At 73.6% G+C, this 14059-nt stretch carries 16 protein-coding genes; 9 read left to right on the forward strand and 7 right to left on the reverse strand.

The annotated features are described in order from the left end of the window. Nucleotides 1–28 precede the first annotated feature (28 nt). The 4 genes from AB0B41_RS33585 to AB0B41_RS33600 form a co-directional block, all read right to left on the reverse strand. A complete protein-coding gene (locus tag AB0B41_RS33585) occupies nt 29–259 on the reverse strand; it encodes a hypothetical protein (protein ID WP_358210553.1) in 231 nt (76 codons plus the stop codon). A gap of 392 nt (nt 260–651) precedes the next feature. Further along, a complete protein-coding gene (locus tag AB0B41_RS33590) occupies nt 652–1191 on the reverse strand; it encodes a MarR family transcriptional regulator (protein ID WP_358210555.1) in 540 nt (179 codons plus the stop codon). Continuing rightward, nucleotides 1188–2459, reverse strand: coding sequence for a chloride channel protein (locus AB0B41_RS33595; protein WP_358210557.1), 1272 nt, complete (start codon nt 2457–2459; stop codon nt 1188–1190). The genes AB0B41_RS33590 and AB0B41_RS33595 overlap by 4 nt, the downstream gene beginning before the upstream one ends. 264 nt (nt 2460–2723) lie before the next feature. Then, complete coding sequence (locus AB0B41_RS33600; RefSeq protein ID WP_358210559.1) at nt 2724–3104, reverse strand: hypothetical protein; 381 nt, start codon at nt 3102–3104, stop codon at nt 2724–2726. A gap of 275 nt (nt 3105–3379) precedes the next feature. Here AB0B41_RS33600 and AB0B41_RS33605 point away from each other — a divergent pair, with 275 nt between their 5' ends. From AB0B41_RS33605 to AB0B41_RS33620, 4 genes are read left to right on the forward strand one after another with little or no spacing between them, the layout of a single operon-like run. After that, nucleotides 3380–4123, forward strand: a complete 744-nt coding sequence (locus AB0B41_RS33605; protein ID WP_358210561.1) for an enoyl-CoA hydratase/isomerase family protein — start codon at nt 3380–3382, stop codon at nt 4121–4123. 5 nt (nt 4124–4128) lie between these two features. Next, nucleotides 4129–5331 (forward strand): acyl-CoA dehydrogenase family protein, encoded by a 1203-nt coding sequence (locus tag AB0B41_RS33610; protein WP_358210562.1) that lies wholly within the window; start codon nt 4129–4131, stop codon nt 5329–5331. Nucleotides 5332–5343: 12 nt separating this feature from the next. Then, the gene (locus tag AB0B41_RS33615; protein WP_358210564.1) at nt 5344–6444 is read left to right on the forward strand and encodes an acyl-CoA dehydrogenase; all 1101 of its coding nucleotides are present in this window, start codon (nt 5344–5346) and stop codon (nt 6442–6444) included. 34 nt (nt 6445–6478) lie between these two features. After that, nucleotides 6479–6856 carry a hypothetical protein gene (locus AB0B41_RS33620; protein WP_358210566.1) on the forward strand — a complete coding sequence of 126 codons (378 nt, stop codon included), beginning with the start codon at nt 6479–6481 and terminating at the stop codon, nt 6854–6856. 89 nt (nt 6857–6945) lie between these two features. On the opposite strand, the gene AB0B41_RS33625 is transcribed toward AB0B41_RS33620, so the two are convergent. Both AB0B41_RS33625 and AB0B41_RS33630 read right to left on the reverse strand, forming a co-directional pair. Further along, a complete protein-coding gene (locus AB0B41_RS33625; RefSeq protein WP_358210568.1) occupies nt 6946–7170 on the reverse strand; it encodes a hypothetical protein in 225 nt (74 codons plus the stop codon). A gap of 56 nt (nt 7171–7226) precedes the next feature. After that, on the reverse strand, nt 7227–7583 hold the full coding sequence (locus tag AB0B41_RS33630; RefSeq protein WP_358210570.1) for a nuclear transport factor 2 family protein: 357 nt from the start codon (nt 7581–7583) through the stop codon (nt 7227–7229). 200 nt (nt 7584–7783) lie between these two features. Here AB0B41_RS33630 and AB0B41_RS33635 point away from each other — a divergent pair, with 200 nt between their 5' ends. Beyond that, entirely contained in the window at nt 7784–8812 is a 1029-nt protein-coding gene (locus AB0B41_RS33635; RefSeq protein WP_358210572.1) for an ABC transporter substrate-binding protein, read from the forward strand. 113 nt (nt 8813–8925) lie between these two features. Next, nucleotides 8926–10029, forward strand: coding sequence for a sodium:proton exchanger (locus AB0B41_RS33640; RefSeq protein WP_358210574.1), 1104 nt, complete (start codon nt 8926–8928; stop codon nt 10027–10029). Nucleotides 10030–10046: 17 nt separating this feature from the next. On the opposite strand, the gene AB0B41_RS33645 is transcribed toward AB0B41_RS33640, so the two are convergent. Next, nucleotides 10047–11276 (reverse strand): ABC transporter substrate-binding protein, encoded by a 1230-nt coding sequence (locus AB0B41_RS33645; RefSeq protein ID WP_358210576.1) that lies wholly within the window; start codon nt 11274–11276, stop codon nt 10047–10049. 134 nt (nt 11277–11410) lie between these two features. Here AB0B41_RS33645 and AB0B41_RS33650 point away from each other — a divergent pair, with 134 nt between their 5' ends. From AB0B41_RS33650 to AB0B41_RS33660, 3 genes are all read left to right on the forward strand, one after another. Beyond that, a complete protein-coding gene (locus AB0B41_RS33650) occupies nt 11411–11773 on the forward strand; it encodes an extradiol dioxygenase (RefSeq protein ID WP_358210578.1) in 363 nt (120 codons plus the stop codon). A 170-nt stretch (nt 11774–11943) separates the two neighbouring features. Continuing rightward, nucleotides 11944–13026 carry a CHASE3 domain-containing protein gene (locus tag AB0B41_RS33655; protein WP_358210580.1) on the forward strand — a complete coding sequence of 361 codons (1083 nt, stop codon included), beginning with the start codon at nt 11944–11946 and terminating at the stop codon, nt 13024–13026. 191 nt (nt 13027–13217) lie between these two features. After that, nucleotides 13218–14042, forward strand: a complete 825-nt coding sequence (locus AB0B41_RS33660) for an alpha/beta hydrolase (RefSeq protein ID WP_358210582.1) — start codon at nt 13218–13220, stop codon at nt 14040–14042. Nucleotides 14043–14059: the final 17 nt, after the last annotated feature.

Raw genomic sequence — 14059 nt, forward strand, 5'->3', positions numbered from 1 at the left:
GTCGAGTCGACGGCGGCCGCCGGAGCGGTCAGCTCGCGCGCAGGCGCGGGGTACGCTGCAGGGCGGTGCGGGCCACGGCGAGGTGGTGGGCCACCTCGGCCGCGATCAGCTCGGTGTCGGCGGCCGCGTCGCCGGTGGCGCGGACGCGGTGGCGGTCCACCAGTGCCTCGAGCGAGGCGAGGAGGCGGTCGCCGATGTCGGTCCGGCGTTCGTCGAGGGACGGGGCGGAGCGGTCGGAGAGTGCGGGTACGGCGGACATGGCTGTGCTCCGGGAGGACGCAGGATCGGGGACGACGGTGCGGCCGCGCGGCCGGCGGGATCGCCGGCGGGGCGGGCGCGGTGGCCGTCACCGACAGAGGGCGGCCTCGGTGCGGCAGTAGTCGACGTGCCGGCGCCGCGACCAGATTCCGCGGTCCCAGATGCGCACGACCCGTACTCAACCCGTCACCCGAACCGGTTGTCAAGAGCATGAACGCTCAGGTGTCGCCGGAGCCACATCCGCCCTGACCAGGCGAAACGTCCGGACCTTCAGAGCCGCGACCACATGCTGGCATGCCTCCGAACCGGACCGGGCCGCTACGGGGTCACCACGGAGCCGGCGGCGTCCATGAGTCGGGCCAGCGCCGCCGACGACGACGGACAGGCCCGCGACTACGCGCCGCTGCGGTCCGCGGCCTGCCCCGGCAGGGAGCGCAGGGGGTTCTCGGTGGTCCAGCCGAGGCTCCACGCGGCCTCCGCGGGCTCCCCCGCGGCGTCGGCGAAGGCGCTCAGCGCGGCGACCAGGCCCCGGCGCCGGCGGACGGGCATCTTCTCGAGCGTGTCCTGGATGGCCTGCCGGCGCTGCGCGGTCACCTCGTCGACGAGCCGTGCGCCGGCCTCGGTCAGCTGCAGGAGCAGGTTGCGCCGGTCGGCCGGGTCGTCGCGGCGGTCGAGCAGCCCGGCGGCCACGAGCCGGTCGCAGGCCCGGCTGGCGTTGGAGGGGTGCACCTCCAGGCTCGCGGCGATGGCGCCCAGGTTCAGCGGTCCGCGACTGGCGATCATGACCATGATCCGCAGCTGCGGCAGGGTGACGCGGTCCTCGATCGCGGCGAACGAGCGGGCGGTGACCCCCACCAGCACCCGGGCCGTCCGCATCACGGCGTCGACCTGCTCGTGGGTCGGCGGATCGGGGACGGCGGCCGCGTCGGTCATGTCCGTAGTGTCGCGTACCCGTCCCGTCGGCGACCCGAGCGTGGCCGCCACGACCGCGGGCCCAGCGGGCGCTCGCGGTCGTGCTCCTCCGCGAGGTCGCGCAGGCGGCCGTCGAGCAGGTGGTCGACGGTGACGAGGCCGACCAGCCGCGCGGGGTCCGCCCGGTCGACGACCGGCGCCGCGGTGATCCCGTGCCGCGCGAACCGGGACGCGATCTCGCGGAGGGTGTCGTCGGCGTGCACCACGACCGGATCGGCGATCAGCACGTCCGTCACCGTCCGGGCCTCGCCGGGTGCCACGAGGGACTGCCGGGGCACGGCGCCCTGGAGCCGGCCGCGGTCGTCGACGACCGGGTAGAGGCGCTGCAGCGGCGCGTCCGCCCGGGCGCTCCCGTCGGCGCCCCGGCGGGTGAGGGTGGCGGCCAGCAGGTCACGTGGCGGCGGGAGCGGCGCGTCGGGCGGCAGGACGGCGGGCGTAGCGGCCATGACCTCGTCGGCGAGCAGGACCTCGAGCGGGTCGACGTCGTACTCGCGGGAGAGGTGGTAGCCGCGCCGGGCGATCTTCTCGGTGAGGACGGAGCGGCGCAGCAGCAGGGCCGACAGCCCGTACGCGGAGGCCGACGCGACCAGCAGCGGCACCAGCGCGGACCACGCGTGGGTCAGCTCGAGGGAGAACACGACCCCGGTGAGCGGCGAGCGCAGCGCCCGCGGCTCGATCAGCCCACCCACGCCGATGATCAGCCCGCCGATCGCGGGCCACCACATCCAGGGCACCGGGAGCCGGGCGAACTGGTCCTCGGAGAAGTAGACGAGCGCGGTGACCGCGACGGCGAGCAGCCCGCCGACGAGCCCCGCGCCGACACACAGCAGGTCGACGACCGGGGTCGCGTGGGCACCCCCGAGGCCCACCTGGAAGAGGGGGTCGGCGCCCAGCAGCGGGGCGCGCACGACGGTCGCGACGGCCACGGCGCACGTGACGGGCAGGAAGCTGCGGGGCCGCCACTCGAACAGCAGCAGTTCGACGGCGAGCAGGACCGAGGCGAGCGGCGCGTTGAACGTCGCCGCCATGCCGGCCGCCGCGCCGGGCACCATGAGCGACTTGCGTTCGTCGGCCGACAGGTGCAGGTGCTGCGCCAGGATCGACCCGACCGCGCCGCCGGTCATGATGACCGGGCCCTCCGCGCCGAACGGCCCGCCGGTCCCGATGCCGATCGCCGCGGACGTCGGCTTGAGCACCGCGATCCGGGGCGCGACCCGGCTGCGGCGCATCCACGGCGTTGGTGATCAGCGCGATCAACCTCAGCAGCGCCCACGCCGCGGCCGCGCCGAGGGCACCGATCGGCACGGCCCAGGCGAGGGTCACCAGGATGCGGCGGTCGAGCGTGAAGTCGCCCAGGTGACGGGGCAGCGGCGGGCGGTTCCCGTCGGCGGTGGGCGGGCGGGGGTCGTCGGGGATCACCGTGTCATCGTGACCACCTGGACCCGACAAACGCAATCATTGCGCTCCGGCACACAACTGTGGGGCGCCCGTCGTCACCCGGGCGGGCCCGGCTTGATCTGCATGCCCGGACGCCGGCGATGCACGGTGAGGTAGCCGAGACCCGCGCCGCCCGCGCGCAGCCGACGGGTGGAGCCGCGCGGAAGCCAGACCGTCGTCCCCGCGGCGAGGGCCAGCGGAGCCTCGGCGCCCTCGAGGGTGCCCGTCCCGGACACGACCACCACGAGGACGTCGAGGTCCGGCTCCGTGTGGGTCCCGACGACCTGGTCGGCGCCGAGGTGCAGGACGTTGGCGTCGAGCTGGCGGCCCGGCTCGGTCAGCCGCCACACCACCCCGGCCGGCACGGTCGCGCTGTCGGTCAGGAGGGGGCGCAGGTCGTGCACCACCCGCGGGGCGGGCGCTCGTTCGTCGGACATGCCCGAGACTCTGCCCCGCCCCGCCCGTCCCCGTCCGCTACGGTCCCGATCTCCGCCACAGCAGCACGAGCGCCGCCAGCCCGGCGAGGCACGCCGCGGGTCCACCTCCGGCGACCGGTGGCCGGCCCTGGCCGCCCGGGACACGTTCCGCCGGGCGCTCGAGGCGATCGTCGACGGGCTGCTCGCCCAGGCCACGGCGACTCCGTAGGGCCGCCCTTCTCCCCGCGCCGCCGGGCAGTTAACGTTCGTTCGTTCAAACTGGGAAGGGGGCGTCCGTGGGCGAACTCGTGCTCCGCACCGACCACGACGGCTGGACGGTGCTGACGCTGAACCGTCCGGAGAAGCTCAACGCGCTCACGGTGGCGATGTTCGCCGAGCTCAGGGCGCACGTCGAGGCCCTGCGGGAGGACGCCGCCGTCCGGTGTGTCGTCCTCCGGGGCGCCGGTCGGTGCTTCTCCGCGGGCCACGACCTGGCGGACATCGGCGCCGGCGAGACGGTGCCGTCCCGCGGTTGGCACAGCGAGACCCTGCGGATGCTGGAGAAGCTGCCGAAGCCGGTGGTCGCCGCCGTGCACGGGCACTGCTACACCGGCGCGCTCGAGGTCGCGCTGGCCGCGGACTTCCTCATCGCCGCGGACGACGCCCGCTTCGGCGACACCCACGCCAAGTGGGCGCTGACCCCGGTCTGGGGCATGAGCCAGCGGCTCCCCCGCCGCGTCGGCGTCGCCACCGCGAAGCGGCTGATGTTCACCGCGGACATGATCGACGCCGCCGAGGCCGTGCGGATCGGGCTGGCCGAGTACGCCGTCCCCCTGGCGGACCTCGACACCGAGATCGCGTCCCTCGCCGGCCGGATCGCCGCGCAGTCCCCCTTCTCCCACGCGGCGAACAAGCGCCTGCTCGACGCCACCGACGGTCGCCCGCTCGACGCCGGCCTGCAGTGGGAGGTCACCGAGGGCGAGGGCCGCGGCCCGGACGCCCAGGAGCGCATCGCCGCCTTCACGAGCCGGAAGGGCTGAGCCGCATGGACATCGCGCCGAACGCCGACCTGGAGAAGTTCCGCGAGGAGGTCGCGGAGTTCCTGGACACCGCGCCCACCCTGGAGATCCGCGAGGCCGGCCGCAAGACCACCAGCGTCTTCGGCCCGTTCGACCAGGTCATGGCCTGGCACCGGATCCTGCACGCCCGCGGCTGGTCCGCCCCGGACTGGCCGGTCGAGCACGGCGGCACCGGATGGTCGGTCGAGCAGCGCTACGTGTTCGCCGAGGAGTACCAGAAGCGCGGCCTGCCGCCGTTGCTGCCCAACGGCCTGCGCATGATCGGCCCACTGCTGATGGAGCTCGGCACGCCCGAGCAGCAGGCCCGCCACCTGCCCGGGATCCTCTCCGGCGAGGACTACTGGACCCAGGGCTACTCCGAGCCCGGGGCCGGCTCCGATCTCGCGTCGCTGAGCACCATGGCCGTGGCGGACGGGGACGACTACGTCCTCAACGGCAGCAAGATCTGGACGACCTACGCCCACCACGCCAACCGCATGTTCATGCTCGTGCGGACCAGCCGTGAAGGGAAGAAGCAGCAGGGCATCACGTTCCTGCTGCTCGACCGCATGGACCTCCCCGGGCTGGCAGTGCGCCCGATCATCGGGCTCGACGGCGCACCGGAGCAGTGCGAGGTGTTCTTCACCGACGTGCGGGTGCCGCAGGCCAACCGGGTCGGCGCCGAGAACGACGGCTGGTCGGTGGCCAAGCAGCTCCTCGAGCACGAGCGCGGCGGCTCCGCACACAGCCCGATGCTGCGCCGCAGGCTGGAGGTGGCCCGCGCGGTCGCGGCCGAGACTCCGTCGGGGTTCGGCGGCTCCCTCGCGGACGACCCGGTCGTCCAGCGGGACCTCGGCGAGCTGGAGGCCGAGCTCGCCTCCTACGAGCACTTCGAGAAGCTCGCGATCAGCGGGCACCCGGTCGCGGAGGAGCCGGCCTACCCGTCGTTGAACAAGGTCATGAGCTCCGAGCTCACCCAGCGCATCTCGGTGCTGATGACCCGGGTCGTCGGGCTGGACGGGCTGGCGGACCAGCGCGAGGCGCTGCGCGTCGGCTCCGAGGTCGAGCCGCTCGGCGGGGACCTCGCCCTCGTCGCCATGCCGTACTACCTGAACAGCCGGGCGACCACGATCTACGCCGGCACCAACGAGGTGCAGCGCGATCTCGTCGCCCGCACCCTGCGTTCCTGATCGGAGGCCGCCGTGGACTTCACCTTCACCGAGGAGCAGGTCCTGCTCCGCGACACCGTCGCGCGGTCGCTCCAGCGCGACTACTCCTTCGAGGCCCGTCAGGCGATCGTCCGCTCGGAGCGCGGCTGGTCGCCGGCGGTCTGGGCGCGGCTGGTCGAGCTCGGGCTCACCGCCCTCCCGTTCCCCGAGGCGGTCGGCGGGCTCGACGGGTCCATCGTGGACGTGGTCGCGGTCGCGGAGGTGTTCGGCACGCACCTGCTCGTCGAGCCGTGGGTCGCGTCGGTCGTGCTGGCGGGCGGGGTGCTCGCCGCGGTAGGCCGCGAGGACGTGCTGGCGCGCATCGCGTCCGGCGAGGCGATCGGCGCCCTCGCCCACGAGGAGGGCCGCGGCACGCCCGATCCCGCGCTGATCACCACGACGGCCGAGCGGAGCGGGGACGGGTACGCCCTGACGGGCGAGAAGCGGGTGGTCCTGCACGGCGACGCGGCCGACGTCCTGGTCGTCACCGCCCGGCTCGACGCGGGCCTGGCCCTGTTCCTCGTCGACCCCACCGCTCCGGCGGCGACCCCGTTCACCACGGTCGACGGCCGCCGCGCCGCCCACCTGCGGTTCGACGCCGCGCCCGCCACCCTCCTCGCCGCGGACGCGGAGCCCCTCCTTCGCGAGGCCCTCGACCGCGCACTCGTGGTCCTGGCCGCCGAGGCCGTCGGCGCGACGGGCGAGCTGCTGCGTCGCACCGCCGAGTACGCGTCCACCCGCGAACAGTTCGGCGTGCCGATCGGGACGTTCCAGACAGTGGCGCACCGCCTCGCCGACATGAAGATCGCGCACGTCAAGGCACGCTCCACATTGCTCTACAGCACCGCCCTCGCCGAGGCGGGCCGGCTCGGTCCGCGGGACGTCGCCGTGCTGAAGGCCCAGGTCGGACGGTTGGGCCGGCTCGTCGGCGAGTACGCGATCCAGACGCACGGCGGCGTGGGGATGACCGACGAGCTGCCCATCGGCCACCTCCACAAGCGGATCCTCACGATCGACGCGATGTTCGGGGCTACCGACCACCACCTCAGGCGGCTCGGTGCGGGCCTGCCCGAGGTGCCGGCGACGACCGGCTGAGCACACCTCGGCCCGCGATGACGCACCCGAAGAGGTGAGTCGGTGGCCCGGCCCGTCGTCGGGGAGGACGCACGGGATCGCGTGGCGCGACCGGCCGGAGGCCCTCACCGCACCGCTGCTCGCCGAGCTCGTGGCGCTCGCCGCCGCCCTGCCGTTCTGGCTGGCCGGGCCCACCTGGCCGGTCCTCCTGCTGGCCGGGGTCGCGCTCGGCGGCCAGAGCGTCGTCGGGTTGCGGCTGCGGAACTCGACGACCTACATGACCGGCGTGCTCACCACCGGGCCCACGGGCTGGCGACCCGCGGGGACTGGCGCGGCGCACTCGCGGCGGTGCGGCAGCTGCTCGCGCTGGTCGTCGGCGCCGTCTCCGCTGCGCTGTTCCTCACCACGGCGCGGTGGGCGGCCCTGGTCCTGACGCTCGTGCTGGCCGCCGCGGCGGTCCTGCTCGTGAGGTCCGAGTCCCCGACACGGTCGGCCTGACGAGCGGGTGGTCGTCGCTCCGGGTCAGAACCGCCAGCGCTGAACTCGGCCGTCAGCGCCTGCCCGGAGTTGTCGACCCGACACGGCCAACCTTCCGCCGCCCGGCCCGAGGGTGGTCAACCAGCAGGTGTGCCGGTTCGGCCCGCCCGCCCCCGGGGCCTGCGGGAACCCCGCGTCGAGTCCCGCCCGGATCCGGTCCCAGTCCATCGTCGGCAGGTCGTAGAGCTCGGCCAGGTTCGTCGCGTCCATACAGGTGAGACCGCGGGAGCCCCGCCGGCTCATCGGTCGCCGGCGCGGAGGACGCGTCAGTCCGTGAGCAGCAGGGTGTAGAGGCTGGCGATCAGACCGTCCTTCACCAGGGCGATGTCCATGCCCCGGACCACCGGCGCCTCCCCCTCGGGGCCGAACCTCCACGCGAGGTAGCCGAGGTCCCGGGCGACGCGGACCGGCCCGTCGGGCGTGAACACGAAACCCGGCGACCGCTCGAGCAGCTCCCGCGCCTTGGTGTCGACCGCCTCGTGTCCCGTGACGGTCCCCTCCGGGTCGGAGAACTCCACGTCGGCGACGTAGGTGCGGGCGACGGCGGCCCTCCGCCGCTCCGCGTCCCGCTCGTTGAAGACCTCCAGCAGGTTCGCCTGCATGAGCTCCGGGATGGTGGCCACCAGGCATCTCCTCCGCTGACGGACGTCGGCGATCAACCTAGGAGCGGGGTCGCTGAGACGTCAACTATCGGACGACGGCAGGTCGTGCCGATGGCCGCGTCGACCGGCCCCGGTCCCGTCAGGACCTCCGGACGCCTCGTGGTCTTGACCGACGACGGCCTGATCGACTTAGGTAAGTCGAGCCTAACTGTGGAGTGGTGATGGGTGTGGCGAGAACGGCGATCGCGATCGTCGGCATGGTGTGCGCGTTCCTCCTGGCCGGCTGCAGCAGCGGCCCGGCCGGCCCCGCAGCGCCGACGGCGGCCGCGCCCGCACCGGCAGGCACGGACCGGTTCCCCCTCACGATCACGCACGCCTACGGCACCACCACGGTCCCGGCGAAGCCGCAGCGCATCGTCGCGCTGGGCTACAACGACGTCGCGGTGGCCAACGCCGTCGGCGCACCCCTGGTGGGCGCGGTGCGCAACTACTCCGGCGCGGCGAACCTGCCCTACATCCGCACGCCGCTGCCCGAGGACGTCCTCGGCATCCAGGCCGACGTGAGCGCCGGCGTCGACGTCGAGAAGGTCGCCTCCTACCGGCCCGACCTGATCCTCGGTGTGTCGGCGTCGATGATCCGCGACCGGACGACCTACGAGCGCCTGTCGCAGATCGCCCCCGTCGTCGTCTACGAGAAGGGCCTCTACGCCTCCTCCATGCAGGACGACGCCCGCCAGATCGGGCGCACGATCGGGGAGACGGCCGCGGTCGACACCCTGGTCGCCGACTCGGACGCCCGCGTCGCGGCGCTGCGGTCCGAGCTCCCGGACCTCGGCGACCGCACGTACCTCTACGGCCAGGCGCGCGGCGAGGTCCTCCCGATGGTCGTCGGCGAGCAGAACCTCTCGACCGCCTTCATGCGCTCGCTCGGGTTGCAGATCCCGGACAACTTCCGCGATGCCCCCGCCTCCGCGGCACTCGCGCCCGGCACCGTCGGCGTGAGCTACGAACAGGTCGGCATGCTCGACTCCGCCGACGTCCTGTTCATGACCTTCGCCGGCGACGGCGACCGCGCGAGGTTCGAGGGGAACGCACTGGTGCAACGGTTGCGCCCGGTCCGCGAGGGCCACTACCTCCCCCTGACCCTCGACCAGGCCGTGGCCCTGCAGGCCCCGAACGTGGTGTCGGTCGGCTGGCTGCTCGACCAGCTCGGTCCCACGCTGCAGAAGGTGGCCGGTCCGGGCCGATGAAGCAGCCGCCTATACCTGATCCAGTGCAGCTGTCAACCCGTTGCAATACGGAGTGACGGCGATCACCATCGGAATCACGTTGTCTCTGACGTCGGCCCGGCGAGGAGCGGCCCGTGATCCCGATCATCGAATTCGTCCTGGGTATCGCGGTGCTGGTCTACTGCGCCGAGAAACTGATCGGTCAGCTGGTCGGCGTCGCCAGCAGGTGGGCGATCTCGCTGTTCCTCATCGCGGTCGTGTTCACCGGGATCGAGTTCGACGATCTCGCCTTCGGCGTGGTGCTGAACGTCGAGGGGCTGCAACAAGTGGCTCTGGGCACCGTCATCGGGACCACGATCGCGATGACCGGGATCGTGCTCGCACTGGCGGCGATCATCGCCCCGTGCCGCGTCGACGTCCCCCGGGACTACCTCGTGCTGTTCGTCGCCGCCCCGGTGGTGATGTTCGCCCTCGCGCTGACCGGGGTGCTGACGCTCCTCACCGGCGTGGTGCTGGTGGTCCTATTCGTGGCGTTCGTGGGCTGGATCGGCTATCGCGAGTACTCCTCCCGACGACCGGTCTTCCGTAACGCGGAGCTCTACGAACAGCTCGAGAAGGTCGGCGCGGGCGGCACCGCGACGATGACGGCCACCGGCGGCGGGGACACCCCGGCCGCCGGCCCGGGCGGCCCCACCGGGTCCGGCGGTTTCGACCTCCCGACCGACCTGCGCATCGACCAGGGGTTCCTCAAGGCCCGCCGGCGGTCCCGCTGGGGCGGCCTCGGGCTCGCCGTGCTGGCCCTGGCCGGCCTCGTCGTCGGGGCCTTCGTCGCGGCCCGGGGCACGGACGGCATCCTCGACACCTTCGAGATCGCCGGCACCGTCTTCGGCGTCACGATCGCCACGCTGGCGCTCTCCCTCGAGGACATCTTCCTCACCGTGGAGCCCGCCCGCCGGGGCGCGCCGGAGATCGGCGTCGCCAACGTGATCGGCAGCGTCGTGTTCTCGGTGACCGGCAAGCTGGGAATCGTCCTGCTCGTCGGCGGGGTGATCACCGTCGGCGACGACGTGCTGTCCTGGCACCTCCCGGTCATGCTCGCGATGACGGCGCTGTCGGCGATCTTCCTGGCGACCGGACGGCTGCGGCGATGGCACGGGATCGTCCTGCTCGCCCTGTACATCGCCTACTTCGTCATCAGCCTCGTGGTGTTCGGCGAGGTCCCGCTGGACAGCGACTGACCGACGGCGACTCCGCGTCAGTAGGCCTGCTCCAGCAGGAACCGGCCGCCGTCGACCCGGATGATCGCGAGGCCGGCGATGCCCTCGGGGCCGTGCCGCTCGGGGGTGAAGGTGTACACCGCGAGGGTGCCCGGGACCCCGGTCGTCCGCTCCAGGCCGTCGCGGATCGCGTCGCGGGTCTGCTGGGTCCCGGTGAGGGCCGGGTCGGTCGCCCGCAGGGCCTCGATCGTCAGGTGGACGGCGTCCCAGGCGCCGGCGGCGTACGGCGACGGCGTGGTGCCGTACTCCACCTCCCACGCGTCGACGAAGTCCCCGAGCACGGGGCCCTGCGGGTCGTCGGCCGGGATCTGGTCGCTGACCAGCATCTTCGGACCCTGCAGCAGGGTGCCCTCGACGGCGTCGCCGCCGAGCCCGATGTAGTGCGCGCCCGCCGCCCCGGAGGCCGGGAACAGCACACCCGGGTAGCCGAGCACGAAGGCGTTCCGGGAGACGATCGCGGTCGGGAGCGCGGCCGACCACACCAGCGTGACGTCCGGAGCGGTGGCGGCGAGCGTCGTGAGCTGCGGGGTCATGTCGATCGCGTCGGCCGGGAAGACCTGGTTCCCGACCAGTTCGAGCCCGAACCCGGCGATCATGCCGGGCAGCGCGTCCGCCGCCTCCCGCCCGTGGTCGTCGTCGGACGACAGGATCGCGACCCGCCGCCAGCCCTGCTCCCGCGCGTACGTGAGCTGCGCCCGCAGCGAGTTCACGCTCGCCGGGGCCTGCGTGAACATGTACGCGGCCTCGGAGGGCGGTGAGATGACGTCGTCCGCCCCCGCCACGGCCGTGACCGGCGTGCGCAGAGCCCGGGAGGTCGGCCGCAGCGCCACGGCCTCGGCGCGCGAGCCCGGCCCGACCACCGCGACGACGTCCTCCTGCAGCACGAGCCTGCGGTACTCCTCGACCGCTCGACCGGCGTCGCCCCCGGTGTCGGCGACGACGAGCTCGACCGGCCGGCCGTGGACCCCGCCGAGGGCCGTGGCGCGCTCGGCGTAGAGCTGCAGCGCCCGGTACCCGGGCCGGGAGGCCGCGGCGTCGGTGCCGGTGAGGCCGAGCAGCACGCCGATCCGGTAGGGCGCCCCGGCCCGGTCGTCGTCGCCGGTCGGCACGCTGCAGGCCGTGCTGCAGGCCGCGGCGACCAGCAGCATCGCGATCGCGACGGCGGCCGTGCGCAGCCGCCCGCGCGCAGTCGTCCGGAACGTGTTCACCGTCGAACCGCTTCCGCCTCGGGAGGGGTGGGCGCGGGCCCTCCGTGTCGGTCCAGTAAAGCCGAGCCCGGGTGCGACGCCAACCGCTTCTGGCAGGGTCACCGGTGACCGGGGTGGAACGGCGAGGAGGCCACGTGATCACCGGAGTGCACACCATCCTCTACGCGGAGGACGCCGACCGCGTCCGCGCCTTCCTGCGCGACGTGCTGGGCCTGGCGCACGTCGACGCCGGCGACGGCTGGTTGATCTTCGCCGCGCCCCCGGCCGAGCTCGCGGTGCATCCCACCGATGCCGCCACCAGCGGGCGGCACGAGTTGTTCCTGATGTGCGACGACGTCGAGGCCACGCGGGCCGCGGTGCTCGCCGCCGGTGTCGAGGCCGGTCCGGTGGAGGACCAGGGCTGGGGCCTGATCACGCGGCTGCAGGTCCCCGGGCTCGGCGACCTGGGCCTCTACCAGCCCCGCCACCCCACCGCCCTCGGGCTCGGCCGAACCTGAGGCGCGTGCAACTCCTCGGCGTCCCGGACCGCGCCGAGCACAGGTCAGCCGGAGCGAGGGCCGCCCCCGCCGGTCGCCGCACGTAGGGGCGCGGCGGCGATTCGTCTTGCCGCACCGAGATCCTTTCGGAACTCTCGACCGTCGAAGGTCGCTCGGGTGAGGAGGCAGGAGTGGATCGTGTCGACGACAGGAGGCCGACCACCCCTGCCGAGCCGCGCCGGCCACCCTGGTGGCAGGAGCTCAAGGGGTCGCTCCGGGGCCGCATGCGCGCGCTCGTGCTGGTGGTCCTGGTCGCCCTGTTCGGGCTGCTCGCGGTCGCGGTCGGCAGCATGGCGCAGGCCTCCGCCGCCGACCAGGTGATGATGCAGCGCATCGGTCCGGCGCTGACCTCGGTCGAGCGGCTGCAGACCGCCTACGTCGACCAGGAGACCGGGCTGCGCGGGTACCTCCTCACCGGGGAGGACGGTTTCCTCGACCCGTTCACCGCCGCGGCGCCCAGGATCGCCGCCGAGCAGAACCTGCTCGGCACCCTCGTGCCCGAGCTGGCCGGCAGCCTGGCCGCGGTCGCCGTCGCCTACGACAACTGGTCGGCCAACGCCGCCCGGCCGCTGATCGACCTCCGCCGCGCGGGCGAGGCCGGGCAGGCCTCGGCCCTGGCCGCCCAGGACGCGGGAAAGGGGCAGTTCGACGTGCTCCGCCAGCGGGTCGACGCCCTCCGCGCCCAGATCAGCGGCGAGGCGGACGCCGCCGGGGCGGCCTCGTCGTCGGCGCGCCAACGGCTGTTCGGCGTCCTCGCCGCGGTCGCCGCCCTCGGGATCGCCCTCGGGGTCGTCGCGATGCGGTTCCAGCGGCGCTGGGTGCTCGCCCCGCTCACCCGGCTGGGCGACGACGTCGCCGCGGTGGCCGGCGGGGACTACGCCCACCCCATCCGGGACGACGGCCTGCGCGAGCTGGCCACGGTCGGCCGCGGCGTCGCGACGATGCGCGACCGCCTCACCGCCCACGCCGCCGAGACCGCGCGGACCGAACGCCTCCGCGCCCGGGCGGACCAGGCCGAACGCATGGCGGACACGCTCCGCCGCGACGTCATCGTCGAGCTGTCGTCGCTCACCCTGACGGTCACCGCCGTGGCCGGGCGCCATCCCCGCGCTGCACCCGAGCTCCACCCCGTGGTCCGCCGCCTCGACCTCGTCATCGCCGCCATCCGGGCGGCCATCTTCGGAAGCGCGGAGCCCTCCCCGCCGCGGGAGTGAGTCCCCGTCCCCAGCGGGAATTCGCCTGTCGTCGACCACGCAGTTCCGGACCGGACGAGGCGCGTTCCGCCTCCCCGGGTGCCCGCCTCCGGGTGCACTCGGCGGTATGCGGCCCGGCGGGCCGCGACGAGAGTGGATCCGCGTAGTGCACGGTGTCGGCGTCCGAGCCACATCACCACCGGAGGCAGCGCATGGCCACGATCACCACGCCCGACGGGACCGAGATCTTCTACAAGGACTGGGGATCGGGCACGCCCATCGTCTTCAGCCACGGCTGGCCGCTCTCGAGCGACGACTGGGACACCCAGATGCTGTTCTTCCTCCAGCAGGGATTTCGCGTCATCGCCCACGACCGGCGCGGACACGGACGCTCCACACAGACCCCCGACGGTCACGACATGGACCACTACGCCGACGACCTGGCCGCGCTGACCGCCCATCTCGACCTGCAGGGCGCGGTGCACGTCGGGCACTCCACCGGCGGCGGCGAGGTCGTGCACTACATCGCGCGGCACGGCGCGAGCCGGGTGGCGAAGGCCGTGCTGATCAGCGCCGTCCCACCGCTCATGGTGCAGACGGACGCCAACCCGGGCGGACTGCCGAAGAAGGTGTTCGACGACCTCCAGGCCCAGCTGGCCGCCAACAGGTCCGAGTTCTACCGGGCCCTGCCGTCCGGGCCCTTCTACGGCTTCAACCGCCCCGACGTGGAGCCGTCGGAGGCGATCATCGCGAACTGGTGGCGGCAGGGGATGATGGGCAGTGCGAAAGCGCACTACGACGGAATCGTCGCCTTCTCCCAGACGGACTTCACCGAGGACCTCAAGTCGATCGCCGTCCCCGTTCTGGTGATGCACGGCGACGACGACCAGATCGTCCCCTACGCCGACTCCGCCCCGTTGTCCGCGGAACTCGTGCAGAACGGGACCCTGAAGACGTACCAGGGCTTCCCGCACGGCATGCCGACCACCCAGGCCGACACGATCAACGCCGACCTGCTCGACTTCCTGCGGTCCTGACCGGGCGCTCCCCGGGC

This window comes from Pseudonocardia sp. NPDC049154 (assembly GCF_040648315.1).
GTDB lineage: Bacteria > Actinomycetota > Actinomycetes > Mycobacteriales > Pseudonocardiaceae > Pseudonocardia.